The following is a 16,338-nucleotide window of genomic DNA, read 5'->3' on the forward strand; positions in this document are numbered from 1 at the left end:
AATGATTGATGGAAAGAGAATTAAAAATAATGGGGAATATATCATTTTTGAAGGGGATAAAGCAGAGAACGTAAACCCTGTTGATTATTTCCAAGAAATGATAGTTACTTCATCTTTTGGTTTTACTCATGCCTATTTAACAAAATATATTGAATATTATAAACTTCCAATTAGTGAGCAGGCTGTTACTAAGGTATCACTAAAAGAAGCCTCTCAAAATTGGAACAGAATATTATCTAAAATTAAGGCAACTGAAATTTCAGTAGAATTAATTGAGATATTCAATTCTTCTAGTAAAAAAGAGCAAATTAAATTATTAAAAAATTTAAAAATTAATTCTGATATATTATTAGCTTTTATTTTTAGGGCATGGACTGATTACAATTTTGCATTTAGTAGATATGTTTCTGAGCACTATCCCAAAAACACAGAAGAAGATAAATTGCCAAAAGTTGCACATATCATTAAAAATAAAATTGAAAAAGTTGGAGAAACCGATTTGACAGATGGACAAATAAAACAGGTAATTGAAAATAGAAAAGTTATTGTATCTAATTTTTTTGATAATAAATTTAATTGGTTCTGTTTATTTGTCACATACGAAAGTCTAAAAGGTAAAGAGGGGTGGAAAAATGGAACTCCACACTATCATTTTATATCAGATAAATTTGGTATTTCAAAAGAAAAAGTAATCGCACAATTAAATAGTAAAGAATATAAACTTGGAAGTTTGCCACATATTGAAATAGATAGAAAAAGATAATTTCCTGCAATTTTGTTAATAAATGTGAAATTAAATACAGATGGTTAGTTACTTTTATTTACAATTTTGCATAAACCATACAAAGGATTTACTACCCAATCTATACAAAATCAAATTACTGGAACAGAAATATAATGGTAAATCCCCTCCCACAGAAATACCCCCTCCCAATTTCTCTCAATAGTTCAATCATTCCTTTATAGAAGAATTTGTAACAATTTAACACCAAAAAATCTTTAATGAGTGTACGGACAGATGGTACTAAGGACAAAGAGGTGGAGGTCAAGAGACTTTTTTTTTGCTACCCCTACCAGATTGTCAAACTTTTTCTCATACAGTTGTTTTGCTGTATTCGGTTTTTCTGATCTAATTTTATTTTCCACTTAATCTTTTGTACTGGTTATACTTTTAAACTAAATGTTTTGTTAATATTTTTTTTGACAGTTTTTGTTCTGTTTAAAAATATTTTAAAAAACTTTAATTTTATAGTTAAAATCTCTGTCAATTGGCATGAATATTGACTTTATTAATGTGTCAAAGAATTATTTCAAGTTCTTTTTTCCTAGATTGATTCCTAAAATAATATATAAAAAATGCCTAGAAGTGCTACGAACACAACTAGGCCACATCAATAAATTTTAACACGTCTAAAACTTATCAACATGACAAATTTACAAAATTGTCTTGATTCTTGCAGTATCTATGTAGGAACGTATTCAAAGTACAACAACGGGAGTCTATATGGCAAATGGCTGAACCTTTCTGATTATTCCGATTATGACGAACTACTTACGGCAATGTATGAACTACACTCAGATGAATCTGAGCCAGAATTTATGTTTCAGGATTATGAAAACTGTTCTTTCTTCGAAAAGTTAGGATTAATAGGAGAAAGTTATGTGTCAAATGAGATATCTGAAATAGCAGGCCAAATAAACGATTCTGGACACGATTTAGAAATTTTTGAAGCTTACCTTAGTTGTGTTGGAAAAATGGATTTTCAGAGTGTTTATGATGGTGTAATAAACTATTATATGGGCCAGTATGTAGATGATGAAACATTTGCACAATATATTTTAGAAGAAAGTATTCCCGAAAGTTTACCAAACTATATCTATATTGATTGGGAAGCTACAACAAGAAATTTAATATATGATTATTTTGACAGTAATGGCCATTATTTTAAATCGTAGTATATTTGTAATATTATAAACCGTTTGTATACTTTTAAAATTCAAATAGGTTTAATTAAATTCAAACAGATTCAAAAAAGTACATTTCAAAAATTTGGGTACAACTTTGGGTACAAAAACAAAAAAGAGAAAATGTAATCATCTAAAATTCAATAATTTACATTTTCTCCTTAATTTGAAAAGTGGAGTTGGAGGGATTCGAACCCTCGTCCAAACAAGCAATACATAAGCTTTCTACATGCTTATTCTACCATTGGTTTTCGACTGGAAGCAGAGGATAGACACCCAACTACCAGCTTATCTTCTGAAATTTTCGAGCTTTAGCCAAAGCTTCTAAAGCCTTATTTCTGCATTCCTATACCCCAGGATCAAACGCCGCAGAACAGAGCATTTGTGGAATATCTTGCTTCCCTACTGAAATCTTCGGGAAAACGCTTGATCTACTATACTTCGATATTAAGCTGCAAGAGCGAACTCTTCGTTGCCAGTTAAAATTTTGTAGCAAGGGATTATAGAGATCGCGCTACGGTTCTCTGCATGCTTACTTACCCATTGGTCTTGCTGTCGAAACCAGTCAACCCCATGAATAAAGTGAATGCAAAGATAGTGCTTTTTGTTTACATTTCATTAATGTAGATGGTTTTAATAGAAATTAGGAAATAAAATGAGTAACCTGAAGGTAGTAAGAATTGAATATCCAGTAATTGTGGATAAAAATATTATTGTTTGCTAACAGGCTTTAATACGGGGTTTTTTAATAGTCATAGGGTGTAGTAGTGATTGTTTATGGCAATATATTTTGTGTTCTCATAAAAATTGTCTAGTTTTGCAATCCAAAATGAGATGTAAAATATGTTAATAATTCCAGTAAAAGATGGTGAATCCATCGACAGAGCTTTAAAAAAATACAAGAGAAAATTTGATAAAACAGGAACTGTTCGTCAATTAAGATCTAGACAACAGTTTATTAAGCCTTCTGTAACTTTGAGACAAGCTAGACTAAAAGCGGCTTACAAACAAAGAGCGCTTAGCAAAGAAGAGCAGGCTTAAGATTTTTTCTTAACCATATATTAATTCACTTCTTAAATTCTTATATTTGAGGAGTGAATTTTTATTTTTATACCTATGATGCTGGAAAAGTTTTTAGAATACTTACAATTCGAAAAAAGATATTCTCCTCATACCATCACAAGCTACAAAAAAGACCTTGAAGACTTTTCCCATTTCTTTCTCCGAACGGAATCTTCCGACAATTTAGCCAAGGCAGACAAAAAGATTATCCGAAATTTTATTGTTGAACTCAGTGAAAATGACATTTCCAAAAGAAGTATTAACAGAAAATTATCCTCGCTCCGTAGTTTCTATCTTTTTCTTTTAAAAATAGGGGAGATTAAAGTCTCTCCTACCGAAGGTATTTCTTCCCTGAAGTTTTATGCTGAAAAACAGATTCCTATGTCTAAAGAGGAAATGGAAGACCTTAATGGAAGGGTTTTCGAACAGGTACATGGTGTGCTTGAAAAATGCATTATGGAAGTTCTTTATCAGACAGGAATGCGTAAAGCTGAACTTTGTGGCCTGATATTTGAGAATGTTGACTTATATGAAAATGAATTAAAAGTAATAGGAAAAGGGAATAAAGCAAGGGTAATTCCTATTTCCGATGAACTGTCTGAACTTCTAAAAAGTTATCTGGAAATAAGAAATCCACAGACAGAATTTAAATCATATTTTTTCGTGAATAAGAAAGGGAAAAAACTCAATGAAAAATTTGTTTATGTGGTAGTTAATAAGTACCTTAGTCTTGTAACAACGAAAGAAAAAAAAAGTCCTCACATCCTTCGGCATAGCTTTGCTACTCACGTTTTGGATAATGGGGCGGAGATCTCCAAAGTGAAAAAAATATTAGGGCATTCCAGTCTTGCCAGTACTCAAGTCTATACGAATGCTAATATTGAACAATTGAAAAAAGTGTTTAATCAGGCTCACCCTCGAGCATCAAAAAAAGAAGAATTATGAAGATTTCAGTTCAATCAATCGGTTTAACACCACACGAACCACTAGAGTCACACATCGACAAAAAAGTTAGCAAATTGGATACCTTCTATGACAAGATTCAGGAGTGTAAGGTATTTTTGAAAGTAGAAAATAATGCTGACAAAGCAAATAAAACAGCCGAGATTATTTTGGCGGTTCCGGGAGACGATATCGTAGTAAAGAAGACATCTACAAGTTTTGAAGAAAGTTTGGACCTTTGTGTTGATACTGCTAAAAAGCTATTAATCAAGAAAAAAGAAATGGCATAGAAAAAAAAGTTAAAAAAAGTTTATAAAATATTTGAGAATTCAAAAAATCCGTTCTATATTTGCACTCGCAAAAAAGGAACAGCGATCTTTTGAATTCTTTTTTATATTTGCCTCCATAGCTCAGTTGGCCAGAGCACGTGATTTGTAATCTCGGGGTCGTGGGTTCGAATCCCTCTGGAGGCTCATAAAATATAAACTTTTGGGGAGATTCCAGAGTGGCTAAATGGGACTGACTGTAACTCAGTTGCTTCGGCTTCGTAGGTTCGAATCCTGCTCTCCCCACTTTATATTTTTATAAAAAAAACTTGCAAGATTAAATAAGTTTTCTTAGTTTTGCACAGCGTTTACCAATAGTTTTGGAAACAAAATTGCGGAAGTAGCTCAGTTGGTAGAGCGTCAGCCTTCCAAGCTGAATGTCGCGGGTTCGACCCCCGTCTTCCGCTCAAAGAAATCACCATAAAAGTGATTCTTTTTAACACTGAAATGTGTAGAGTAGAGTTTCTCGATCAGTTTCAGTCCTTTATTAAAATGCCTCCATAGCTCAGTTGGCCAGAGCACGTGATTTGTAATCTCGGGGTCGTGGGTTCGAATCCCTCTGGAGGCTCCATTTTAATATAAAATATCTGGGGAGATTCCAGAGTGGCTAAATGGGACTGACTGTAACTCAGTTGCTTCGGCTTCGTAGGTTCGAATCCTGCTCTCCCCACATTTTATATTATAAAAAACTTGCAAGATTAAATAAATTTTCTTAGTTTTGCACAGCGTTTACCAATAGTTTTGGAAACAAAATTGCGGAAGTAGCTCAGTTGGTAGAGCGTCAGCCTTCCAAGCTGAATGTCGCGGGTTCGACCCCCGTCTTCCGCTCAACAAAAAATCATGCTGCTTAGTATGATTTTTTTAGTTGATGCCGACTTAGCTCAGCGGTAGAGTGCTTCCTTGGTAAGGAAGAGGTCACGGGTTCAAGTCCCGTAGTTGGCTCTCGATTTTCCCGAATCTCTTCGGGATTTTTTTATGCCCAAAAGAATTTAATTTTACTATCTGATCATTTTACAGTTAAACATCTGCTTAGATAAATTCTAAAATTATTTCCTTCTTCAATTTTTTTCAGATTCGTTTCTTGATGATAGCACTATCATCAAAACTTTTACTTCATCTTTACAATCACAATCATAAAATTTTCTTTAAATTCGTGTAAAATAAATTTTTGATGAATATTCTTTTACTGGAAGATGATCTCATTCTGTCTGCAGAATTGTGCAGATTTTTAGAATCAAATAATTTTAACTGTGATAAGATCTATGACGGGGAGACTTTTCTTCGTCAGATAAAAAATAGTACTTATGATCTGTATTTACTAGACATTAATGTTCCTAAAATAAATGGACTTGATGTCTGTCAGACGATCCGTTCTTTTGATAAAAATACTCCTATCATTATCATTTCTGCTTATGGGGATATCTCTGATAAAAAAGATGCCTTCACCAGGCTGGCTGATGATTATCTTGTAAAGCCATTCCAGTTTGAGGAACTTCTGTTAAGAATCAATTCACTATTAAGAAGAAAAGCACCTTCTGATAATTCTGATCAGGATATTTTAAGAATTGATGATCTTATTATCAACAAAACAGAGCAGAAGGTTTATCGTGGAGGAAATGAAATAACCCTTACCTTAAAAGAATTCCAATTGTTGGTTTATCTTGCGGAAGCGCAGGGAAGAACGGTTTCCAAGCAACAGATCACAGAACATGTCTGGGAACACAATTTCAATACAAATACCAATACGGTGGAAGTTTATATCAATTTCCTGAGGAAGAAGATCGATAAAGATTTTAAAATAAAACTGATCCACACCCGTTCAGGTTTCGGATATTACCTAAGTCCATTATAAATGTCTTTAAAAAGAAAGATCGCTTTAACAATAAGTATTGCCTTTTCATTATTATTTGGAATGGTGATGGCGGTCATTTATTTATCTTTTAATGATTTCAGAAGAGATGAGTTTAAAGAAAGATTTAGGCAGAGACTTGAGTTTACTTCTCATTTCATCTCAAAATCCAAAGACTTTGAAGAGGAAGCACCCGTTTTTTTCAATGAAAATTCAGATAACATTCTTTTGAATGAAAAGATTTTAATTTTCAATGAAAAAAAAGAATTAATCTACAGTACGATCAAAGACAGAAATGTCATCTGGGACAGTGCAATGCTTAAAGAGCTGGATAAAAAGAAGATTATCTATACCGAAAAAACCGTTCCCGAAATTTATGCAGCCCTTAGAAATATCAACGGTGAAAATTATTATATCCTTACCAGTGCTTTTGATACCAATGGGAAATCCAAACTGGGATACTTAAAATATCTTTTGATTACAGCTTATGTGATGAGCACTATGCTTATTGGTTTTTTCAGCTATTATTTTGTGGAAAAGTTCCTACGTCCTTTGGAAGATCTGAACAAAGAAATTTCTGAAGTTACGGCTCATAAGCTTACCACACAGATTCCGGTAGAACAATCTAATGATGAAGTAAGTGTTCTTGCAAAATCTTTTAATACAATGATTGGGAGGCTGGATGATGTATTTCAGTCACAAAAAGATTTTACGGCCAGTGCTTCACATGAGATCAGAACTCCTATAACAAGAATGGCATTTCAGCTGGAAAACCTTATCAAATTTGAAGAGCATTCTCCGGAAACTCTGTCTTCTTTAAAACAAATTCAGAGAGATGTCTATCAGCTGTCAGATCTGACAAATTCACTTTTACTGCTTACAAAATTTGATAAAGAAAATATCCAGAGTATTTATGAGGAAGTAAGGATTGACGAAGTTATTTTTGAAGCTTTTGAAGCGGTGGAGAAAAGTTATCCGCAACTTAAGCTGGATTTTCTGATTAATGAAGAAAGTTCTGAAAATGCTTTTCTGACTATAAAAGGAATTCAGTCACTATTGGTAATTGTATTTATCAACTTGTTTAAAAATGCAGCGGTGTACTCAGATAATACAGAAGTGAATGTTCTCATCACTGAAACCAATGATAATCTTTCCATCGAAGTTATTTCCCATGGTAATACTATTTCTGAAGATGAGCAGGCTAAACTGTTTGAAGCTTTCACGAGAGGGAATAATGCACAGAATATAGCAGGATCAGGATTAGGTCTTAGAATCGTCAAAAGAATTCTGGAATATCATGATGCAGATATTGTATATTCTTCACCTGAGGAGTATATGAATAAGTTTACCTTATTTTTTAAAAAATAAAATGAAAAGCAACTGATATGAAAAACAGTTGTTTTTTTTTGTTAAACTCCTGATTGAAATTTTTAATAAAAATTCAATGGTTAGAGAAAAATTCACTGCTTTTTGTATGATGGGTTATTGCATAAACAGCTTGTTCAGGCCTATTTTAATATTTTTTTAAGCGTCATTTAAGTTTCTTTTAATAGCATCAAAGCAATTTTGTAATTTAAAAAGAAAAATAATGAACAGAATTGCAGTGCTGTGCCTAGCCGTTTCCTCATTCATGGCAGCACAACAGCAGATGTCTCTTTTGGATTGTGAAGAAGCTTTCCAGAAGAACAACCTCCAGCTGCTCGCCGAACAGTACAATATCAATATGGCTGATGCGGATATTCTGCAGGCTAAAATCTGGGAGTTACCTCAATTAAGCGGGCAGTTCAATGCTTATAATCCTCAGGACAAGAAGTTTTTTGATGTAGGACATTCTAAAGGAGCGGGTATTACTCAATTGATTTATATGGGGGGTAAAAAGAAAAACGAAATCGCTTTTGCCAAATCCAATAAAGAACTTGCTCAACTTCAGTTTTCACAATTGCTGGTAGATTTAAGATATCAACTCCGTTCTACCTATTTCAATCTTTATTATGAAAAACTAAAACTCGAGAATACCAACAGGCAGCTGGGGTATATGAATGATCTTTTAAACGCCTATCGTGTGCAGTCAGCAAAAGGAAATGTTTCCCTTAAAGACGCTGTAAGACTGCAGAGTATTGTGATCCAGCTGAATCATGATAAACTGGAGATCAATAAAAATATTCTTGATTTTGAACAGAATTTGAAAGTTCTGACAGGAGTTACTGAAGAAATAGAGCCTACGATGTCTGAAACCGAAGCTAAAGAAGCTCTGGTGGCACAGCCTTTCGGTGATGAAGAAGAACTGAAAAGCAAAGCCTTGGAAAATAATGCGGATTACCGATATAATTTGAAACTTATTGATAACAGTAAGTTGTATGCACAATGGCAGAAATCATTGAATGTACCGGATGTTACCGTAGGTGCTGCATGGGACCAGGCAGGCGGAACCTTCAATAACGAAGCGAATCTTACCTTGGGAATTCCTTTACCGCTATGGAAAGCCAATCAGGGAAATGTAGTGAAAGCAAACTATGCTATCCAGCAGAATCAGAAAAATGCAGACTTTCAAAAACTGACTTTGGAAACTAAAGTTCAATCTGCCTATAAAACCTGGAAAGCACAATATGACCAACTTCTGGATGTGAAAACGACTGACCTTCAGAATATGGAACTTGTTTACAACGGAATGCTGACCAATTTCAGAAAAGGAAATGTCAGCCTGATTGAATTTACAGACTTTATGGACAGTTACAGGGAGACAGCCCTTCAGATCTATGATATGAAAAATGAAATCATGCAGTCCGCAGAACAGCTTAATCAACTAGTACAAACGAAAATCTTCTATTAAAATGATGAAAACATATATTATTCCCGCATTGATGGTCCTTTCATTAATGGCCTGTTCCAAAAAAGAGGAAGAGAAAAATATTCACCCCAAAAAAGGGTTTGAGCTCAGTAACACCATGCTGAATTCTATTTCCCTGGCAAAAGTTGAAAAAAAGAATATAGAAGATGAATACAGCTTTTATGGAAAGATTTCTGCAGACAAAAACAGCTATATAGATGTATACCCATTGGTTGGAGGAAATGTGATGAGTGTCAATGTAGAATTGGGTGACTATGTGAAAAAAGGGCAGGTACTGGCAACCATCAGAAGTACTGAGCTTGCAGAAATTCAAAAGGATGTAAGTGATGCAAAAACAGATCTAGTAGTGGCCAAAAATAACCTCCGTGTTGCAAAAGAACTCTACGAAGGAAAGCTTAATACGGAAAGGGATGTTCTGGAAGCTAAAAGCCAGTTACAAAAAGCAGAAGATCAGTTGCAGAGAGCAGCGGCTGTAAGTACGGTTTATAATGTGAAGACCGGAAATATATACAGTGTTGTAGCACCTATTAGCGGTTATATTGTTCAGAAAAGTATCAATAAAGATATGCAGCTGAGAAGTGACAGAAGTGATAATATATTTGATGTGGCCAATACTACCAATGTATGGGCGATTATGAATGTCAATGAATCTGATATCGATAAGATTAGTCTTGGAATGAAAGCCCAGGTATCCACCCTGTCTTATCCGGACAAAGTTTTTGATGGAAAAATTGATAAAATATTCAAAATTATTGATCCACAGACCAACGCCATGCAGGCAAGAGTAGTATTGGACAATGCCAACGGACTTTTAATCCCGGAAAGTAAAGCCACAATAAAAGTTTCCAGTCTGGAAAGCAACGCTACACTTACCGTTCCATCAAAAGCTGTGATTTTTGATGATAATAAAAGCTTTGTGGTGATTTTTAAATCCAGAACAGATGTAAAGATCAGAGAAATCAAAGTGTTAAAGCAGGTTGGTGATGTTACTTATATTGCAGACGGTCTGAAAGAAGGAGAAGAAGTGATTACCAACAACCAGCTGCTGATATACCGCTCGCTGAACAGCTAGTCTTATTAAACCATTAAGAATGTTTGCATTTTTCTTTAACGGCTTTTTTAGGTCATCAATGTATCTATCATGAATAAATTCATAAAAAATATAATCGCTTTTTCATTAAAAAATAAAGCATTTACCTTTATCTGGGTAGCGATTTTAGCCATCTCCGGTTTTATCAGTTTCAAAAATATGCCTATTGAAGCTTTTCCGGATGTAACCAATACCCAGATTGTCATCATCACCCAATGGAATGGGCGTAGTGCAGAAGAAGTAGAGCGTTTTGTCACGACACCCATTGAATTGGCGATGAGCCCGGTTCAGAAAAAAACAAGTGTAAGAAGTACCACCATGTTTGGGCTTTCTATTGTTAAAATTCTGTTTGACGACGGGGTGGACGATACTTTTGCCAGAAATCAGGTCAATAACCAGTTACGAACCATTAGCCTTCCTGATGAGGTAGATCCCGAAGTACAGCCACCCTACGGGCCAACCGGTGAAATTTTCAGATATACACTGGAAAGTAAAACAAAAGATTCCCGTGCATTGCTTACCCTGCAAAACTGGGTAATAGACCGTGCTCTAAGAGGTGTTCCCGGTGTGGCGGATATCAACGTTTTCGGAGGACAGGATAAAGTTTTTGAACTCAGTATTGATCCGAGAGCATTGGATAAATATAACCTGACTCCGCTTCAGGTATATGATGCCGTTACCAAGAGCAATCTGAACGTAGGAGGAGATGTCATTGAAAAAAATGGTCAGGCTTATGTGGTAAGAGGTATAGGTTTGGTAAAATCTGTTGCAGATATTGGAAATATTACCATTCAGAATGACAGTGGAAACCCTGTTTTGGTAAAAAATGTTGCAGAAGTTCATGAAAGTTCAATGCCCAGAGTAGGGCAGGCCGCTCTTAATCATCATGATGATACGGTAGAAGGAATCGTTGTTATGAGAAAAGGGGAGAACCCGAGAGAAGTTTTAGTTGGTGTGAAGGCCAAAATTAAAGAGCTTAATGAGAAAGTACTTCCAAAAGATGTCAAAATGGTCACTTTCTATGACCGCGACAATCTGATGGACTTCACAACCCATACCGTAATGCATAATCTTATTGAAGGAATTGTTCTGGTAACGGTAATCGTTTTAATCTTCATGGCAGACTGGAGAACTACGCTGATTGTTTCCATCATCATTCCTCTGTCCTTGCTATTTGCCTTTTTATGTTTAAAACTGGCCGGGATGAGTGCCAATCTACTTTCCTTAGGTGCCGTAGACTTCGGGATTATCATAGACGGAGCCGTCGTCATGGTGGAAGGTCTATTCGTGATGCTCGATCATAAAGCGAAGCGCTACGGAATGGAAAAGTTTAATAAACTCGCAAAAGGAGGCTGGATTAAGCAGACCGGAACCGGATTAGGAAAAGCAATCTTCTTTTCGAAATTAATTATTATTACCTCCCTGATTCCTATTTTCTCATTTCAGAAAGTAGAAGGGAAAATGTTCTCTCCACTGGCATTTACATTGGGATTTGCATTAATGGGGGCGTTGATATTTACATTAACATTAGTTCCTGTTCTTTCCCATATTCTTCTAAATAAAAACGTAAGAGAAAAAAATAACCCGTTTGTTAATTTCTGGGACAGAATTGTTTTGAAAGGCTTTAATTTAACTTTCAAGCACAAAAAGATGAGCATGATTGTAGCGATCTCTTTTCTGGCTGTTACATTATTTTCTGGAAAGTTTTTAGGAACGGAATTCCTGCCTCAGTTGAATGAAGGTTCATTGTGGATCACTGCAGAAATGCCGATGAGTTCCTCCTTAAAAGAATCTCTGAAAACAGCAGACCTTTTAAAGAAAGATATCATGAGCTTCTCTGAAGTAACAGACGTTCTTGCACAGACGGGAAGAAGTAATGACGGAACAGATCCCAACGGATTTGGATTTGTACAGTTTGCAGTAAACCTTAAGCCAAGAGAAGAATGGAAGCGTAAGATTACTTATGATGAACTGATCAATGAAATAGATAAAAAGCTTAGAAGTTACCAGGGAATTACCTTCAACTATTCGCAACCGATTTCCGATAATGTAGCTGAAGCTGTGGCGGGTTTTAAAGCTGAAAACGGAATCAAAATCTATGGTGATAACCTGGAAACCCTTGACAAATTAGCCCACGAAGTTTTGCTTAAAATTAAAGACGTACAAGGCGTGAAGGATCCGGGAATTATTAAAAATATCGGCCAGCCGGAAGTAAGCGTGGTTTTGGACAGAGATAAAATGGCCGCTTATGGAGTGATGCCCGCAGATGCTCAGGCTGTGCTGGAAATGGCATTTGGTGGAAAAACTGCCTCTGAAATGTTTGATGGGGAAAGAAAGTTCCCGATCCGTCTTCGGTATTCTCAGGAATACAGAACCAATGAAAATGACATTGCTGCTTTGATGGTTCCTACACAGGATGGAGCAAAGATTCCTTTAAAAGAAATAAGCACCATTGTTAAAGATAACGGAGCCGCATTTATTTACAGAGACAATATCAAGCGATACATCGGGGTTAAATTCTCCATCCGTGACCGGGATTTAGGAAGTACGATTGCGGATGCACAGAAAAAAGTAGAAACGATTGAACTTCCGGACGGTTATTCAATAGGATGGACAGGTCAGTTTGAAAACCAGCAGCGTGCCTCACACAGACTGGCGCAGGTAGTACCGGTGAGTATTCTGATGATTTTCTTGCTCTTGTTTATTCTGTTCGGCAATATGAAAGATTCTCTTCTGGTATTAGCGAACGTACCTTTTGCTTTGATTGGAGGAATCATCGCTTTACATGTTACCGGAATCAATTTTGGAATCTCTGCCGGAGTAGGAATGATTGCTCTCCTGGGAATTTGTATCCAGAACGGGGTAATCCTTATTACAGAATTCCACCAGAATGTTAAAGACGGAATGGATATCGATACCGCTATATTAAATGGAGTAAAATCCAGGACAAGACCTGTCATTATGACAGCGCTTATGGCTTCCATCGGATTGATGCCGGCAGCCTTGTCTACAGGAATCGGATCGGAGTCTCAGAAACCTCTGGCCATTGTTATTATCGGAGGATTGATTACAGCTACAGTACTTACCCTGCTTATTTTTCCAATTATTTTCTGGATCTTTAACAGGACAAAAAAGCTCAGTCAGATTTAAATTATCTTTCATTTATATTAGTAAGAAGCGCGGAAAACAAAGTTTTCCGCGCTTCTCGATTATTGAAATAAAGAATGAGTTTAAAATCCTAATCCCAGCGTAAAAGCTTTTACGGTATTGGGATAATCGGAAACAGAAGTGGCTGCTCCTGTCATTGTATTAATAGAATAAATTCTTGTAGATAAACCTACTGATGCTATTAAGTAAGCCTTTTGGCTCATACTTCCAATATCAAAACCATTAGCATTGGTAATGTTGATTCCTAAAGAACCTGTTTCGACTAAAGTTCCGTTATTGGGTGGATTTTGCTGATATAATTTATCAGTATTATGATCAATTACAAATAAGGTAGTTGAGGTAGCTCCGGCAAAGTTGTTGGTATAGGCCGCTGCACTTATCATTGGACTTCCCGGATTCAGTGTGAGATCTGCAGCAGCAATTGTTCCATCGTTAGGATTCAGGCGGAGATTTTGTCCTGTATTACTTACTACTCTTATTCTGTCAACCGTTGGATTGAAGTCAAATCCGAAATCCGTGCCCGAAAGCAAGGTAGAAAATGGAGATGCTCCCACAGCAGTAGCGGCACCTGTACCTAAGTTAATTGTATAGATTCTGCTTGAGCTTCCCAAAGCATACAATTGTCCGTTCGCAGGACGGAAATCTATTCCTAAAATACTCTCACCGCTTTGTAATCCGGTCACTGTTTTAGAAACAGGCATAGGATTGTTGGGATTGAAAATCTGGAGATTATTTGAATTGTCAATGGCATAAGCTACCGGTTCTGTAGGGATGGCCATATCGATTATTCCCTGCTGGAGTGATCCTATGGAAGTTGCTTTTCCATTATTCAGATCCAGAATATGCAGTTTGTCATTAAAAGCTAAAAGAGCAGTACTGTTATCGTATTTGATGTCAAAAGCTGTCTGTCCTGTAAAAGTAGTTCCAAGACTTCCAACCTCTACCAAAGTTCCATTGTTGGGAGGATCCTGTTTATATAATTTTCCCAGCATCGGATCAATATCATATAAAATAGTAGTAGCAGCGCCTGCTTTACTGTTGGTATAGGCTAATCCTGTTATGGAAGGACTTCCTGTTCCATTAATAGTAATATCAGTAGCAGCAACAGCTCCGGTTTCCGGATGTAAACGCAGATTTTGTCCCGAATTACTCACCAGACGAATTCTGTCAACGGTAGGATTGAAATCAATAGAAGCTATTGTTCCGGAGATCATAGGCGTAAATGCTGTTGAGCTTACTGTTCTTGCTGAAGCATTGGAGGTATTGATGATATATAATTTGCTTGCATTGGATAAAGCATACAATTCACCTGTTGCAGGTCTGAAGTCTATACTTAATAATTTTTCTCCTGAGGCGACACCGGTTACGGTTGTTTTTGAAGTAAAGATTTTGGGATTGCTGGCATTAAAATAAACAAGCTCGTTCATTGCCGTTATTCCATATACCATAAGATCCGGGCCTTGAGGTATATTTTCTGACATACTGTTTTCATCGGAATGATCGCATGAAAATAATGTTGTAATAGCAAACAAGGCTAAATACATGTGTAATAGTTTTCTCATAATATTAATTTTAGTTGTTATCTTTATATGTACGAGAAAAAACTGCACTAGGATTTATGGATACGGGTAATGATCAATATTTTTTTTTGTCTATATATCCTGTTCATAATTAACGAGATAGTTTATATTTTAAATAAAACGTTTCTAAGGATTTTTTCTATTCGGAAAAATGTGTAAATTTGCAGTCTCAATACGTTAAATATAAGGTTTGTCCTTCACTGGATGAGAATATTGAAAGTTTTTTTAATAAAAAGTTTTTGGTATTTAAAAATTCATTATATTTGCACACCGAAAATTTGAAAAACAATAAATAAATAATTTTAAATCATGGCAAAGGAAACGTTTAATCGTAACAAACCACACTTGAACATTGGTACTATTGGTCACGTTGACCATGGTAAAACTACACTTACTGCAGCTATCAGTAGTGTATTAGCTAACAAAGGTCTTGCTGAGAAAAAAGACTTCTCTGCTATTGACTCTGCTCCAGAAGAAAAAGAAAGAGGTATCACTATTAATACAGCTCACATCGAGTACGAAACTGAAAACAGACACTATGCACACGTTGACTGTCCAGGTCACGCCGACTATGTTAAGAACATGGTAACTGGTGCTGCTCAGATGGATGGAGCGATCTTAGTATGTGCTGCAACTGATGGACCAATGCCTCAAACTAGAGAGCACATCCTACTTTGCCGTCAGGTAAATGTACCAAGAATCGTTGTTTTCATGAACAAAGTTGATATGGTGGATGATGCTGAGCTTTTAGAGCTTGTTGAACTTGAACTTAGAGATTTATTATCTACTTACGAATATGACGGAGATAACTCTCCAGTGATCCAAGGATCTGCTCTTGGTGCTCTTAACGGAGACGAGAAGTGGGTTAAGACTGTTGAAGAATTAATGGAAGCAGTTGATACATGGATTGAGCAGCCTGTTAGAGATCAAGATAAAGCATTCTTAATGCCAATCGAAGACGTATTCTCTATTACAGGTAGAGGTACTGTAGCAACTGGTAGAATCGAGGCTGGTGTTATCAACACTGGTGATCCAGTTGATATCGTAGGTATGGGTGATGAAAAATTAACTTCTACTATTACAGGGGTTGAGATGTTCAGAAAAATCCTAGACAGAGGTGAAGCTGGTGATAACGTAGGTCTATTGTTGAGAGGTATTGAAAAAACTGACATCAAGAGAGGTATGGTTATCGCTAAGAAAGATTCAGTTAAGCCACACAAAAAATTCAAAGCTGAGGTTTATATCCTTTCTAAAGAAGAAGGTGGACGTCACACTCCATTCCACAACAAGTACCGTCCTCAGTTCTACGTAAGAACTACTGACGTTACAGGTGAGATCTTCTTACCAGAAGGTGTAGAAATGGTAATGCCTGGTGATAACTTAACAATCACTGTTGAATTACTTCAGCCAATCGCTCTTAACGAGGGTCTTAGATTCGCGATCAGAGAAGGTGGTAGAACAGTAGGTGCAGGTCAGGTAACTGAAATCATCGACTAATCCACATCTAA

12 protein-coding genes, 7 tRNA genes and 1 other RNA gene are annotated in these 16,338 nt (G+C 36.0%); 18 read left to right on the plus strand and 2 right to left on the minus strand.

Annotated elements, in window-relative coordinates; translation table 11 throughout:
• Position 1: 1 nt before the first annotated feature.
• Together A1704_RS20100 and A1704_RS20105 are read left to right on the plus strand one after the other, a co-directional pair.
• Complete coding sequence (locus A1704_RS20100; protein WP_062675809.1) at positions 2 to 763, plus strand: hypothetical protein; 762 nt, start codon at positions 2 to 4, stop codon at positions 761 to 763.
• Between the two features lie 662 nt (positions 764 to 1,425).
• Positions 1,426 to 1,956 carry an antirestriction protein ArdA gene (locus A1704_RS20105; protein ID WP_062675810.1) on the plus strand — a complete coding sequence of 177 codons (531 nt, stop codon included), beginning with the start codon at positions 1,426 to 1,428 and terminating at the stop codon, positions 1,954 to 1,956.
• Positions 1,957 to 2,136: 180 nt separating this feature from the next.
• Here A1704_RS20105 and ssrA read toward each other — a convergent pair.
• Positions 2,137 to 2,538: a transfer-messenger RNA gene (gene ssrA / locus A1704_RS20110) on the minus strand.
• A 270-nt stretch (positions 2,539 to 2,808) separates the two neighbouring features.
• Between ssrA and rpsU the strand changes: the two genes are divergently transcribed.
• The 15 genes from rpsU (at position 2,809) to A1704_RS20185 (ending at position 13,232) form a co-directional block, all read left to right on the plus strand.
• Positions 2,809 to 3,006 carry a 30S ribosomal protein S21 gene (gene rpsU, locus A1704_RS20115; protein ID WP_034693154.1) on the plus strand — a complete coding sequence of 66 codons (198 nt, stop codon included), beginning with the start codon at positions 2,809 to 2,811 and terminating at the stop codon, positions 3,004 to 3,006.
• 78 nt (positions 3,007 to 3,084) lie between these two features.
• Positions 3,085 to 3,972 (plus strand): tyrosine-type recombinase/integrase, encoded by an 888-nt coding sequence (locus A1704_RS20120; protein WP_062675811.1) that lies wholly within the window; start codon positions 3,085 to 3,087, stop codon positions 3,970 to 3,972.
• Entirely contained in the window at positions 3,969 to 4,259 is a 291-nt protein-coding gene (locus A1704_RS20125; protein ID WP_047435429.1) for an HPF/RaiA family ribosome-associated protein, read from the plus strand. The genes A1704_RS20120 and A1704_RS20125 overlap by 4 nt, the downstream gene beginning before the upstream one ends.
• A 109-nt stretch (positions 4,260 to 4,368) precedes the next feature.
• Positions 4,369 to 4,442, plus strand: a tRNA-Thr gene (locus tag A1704_RS20130).
• Positions 4,443 to 4,460: 18 nt separating this feature from the next.
• Positions 4,461 to 4,541: transfer RNA gene (locus A1704_RS20135), tRNA-Tyr, on the plus strand.
• Positions 4,542 to 4,629: 88 nt separating this feature from the next.
• Positions 4,630 to 4,702, plus strand: a tRNA-Gly gene (locus A1704_RS20140).
• 87 nt (positions 4,703 to 4,789) lie between these two features.
• Positions 4,790 to 4,866, plus strand: a tRNA-Thr gene (locus A1704_RS20145).
• An 18-nt stretch (positions 4,867 to 4,884) separates the two neighbouring features.
• A tRNA-Tyr gene (locus A1704_RS20150) sits at positions 4,885 to 4,965 on the plus strand.
• A gap of 85 nt (positions 4,966 to 5,050) precedes the next feature.
• Positions 5,051 to 5,123, plus strand: a tRNA-Gly gene (locus A1704_RS20155).
• Positions 5,124 to 5,165: 42 nt separating this feature from the next.
• Positions 5,166 to 5,237 (plus strand) — tRNA-Thr (locus A1704_RS20160).
• A 229-nt stretch (positions 5,238 to 5,466) separates the two neighbouring features.
• On the plus strand, positions 5,467 to 6,147 hold the full coding sequence (locus A1704_RS20165; protein ID WP_047435426.1) for a response regulator transcription factor: 681 nt from the start codon (positions 5,467 to 5,469) through the stop codon (positions 6,145 to 6,147).
• The gene (locus A1704_RS20170; RefSeq protein WP_062675812.1) at positions 6,148 to 7,512 is read left to right on the plus strand and encodes a sensor histidine kinase; all 1,365 of its coding nucleotides are present in this window, start codon (positions 6,148 to 6,150) and stop codon (positions 7,510 to 7,512) included.
• A 220-nt stretch (positions 7,513 to 7,732) separates the two neighbouring features.
• On the plus strand, positions 7,733 to 8,974 hold the full coding sequence (locus A1704_RS20175; RefSeq protein ID WP_082798839.1) for a TolC family protein: 1,242 nt from the start codon (positions 7,733 to 7,735) through the stop codon (positions 8,972 to 8,974).
• Positions 8,975 to 8,978: 4 nt separating this feature from the next.
• Positions 8,979 to 10,064: an efflux RND transporter periplasmic adaptor subunit gene (locus A1704_RS20180; protein ID WP_062675920.1), complete on the plus strand. Its 1,086-nt coding sequence runs from the start codon at positions 8,979 to 8,981 to the stop codon at positions 10,062 to 10,064.
• A 69-nt stretch (positions 10,065 to 10,133) separates the two neighbouring features.
• Entirely contained in the window at positions 10,134 to 13,232 is a 3,099-nt protein-coding gene (locus tag A1704_RS20185) for an efflux RND transporter permease subunit (protein ID WP_062675813.1), read from the plus strand.
• Positions 13,233 to 13,312: 80 nt separating this feature from the next.
• Here the strand turns inward: A1704_RS20185 and A1704_RS20190 are convergent, their stop codons facing one another.
• Positions 13,313 to 14,812: a DUF4394 domain-containing protein gene (locus A1704_RS20190; RefSeq protein WP_062675814.1), complete on the minus strand. Its 1,500-nt coding sequence runs from the start codon at positions 14,810 to 14,812 to the stop codon at positions 13,313 to 13,315.
• A gap of 327 nt (positions 14,813 to 15,139) precedes the next feature.
• Between A1704_RS20190 and tuf the strand changes: the two genes are divergently transcribed.
• Complete coding sequence (gene tuf, locus A1704_RS20195) at positions 15,140 to 16,327, plus strand: elongation factor Tu (protein ID WP_062675815.1); 1,188 nt, start codon at positions 15,140 to 15,142, stop codon at positions 16,325 to 16,327.
• The last annotated feature ends 11 nt before the right edge of the window (positions 16,328 to 16,338 follow it).

It is taken from the genome of Chryseobacterium cucumeris (assembly GCF_001593385.1).
In the GTDB taxonomy this organism is placed as follows: Bacteria; Bacteroidota; Bacteroidia; order Flavobacteriales; family Weeksellaceae; genus Chryseobacterium; species Chryseobacterium cucumeris.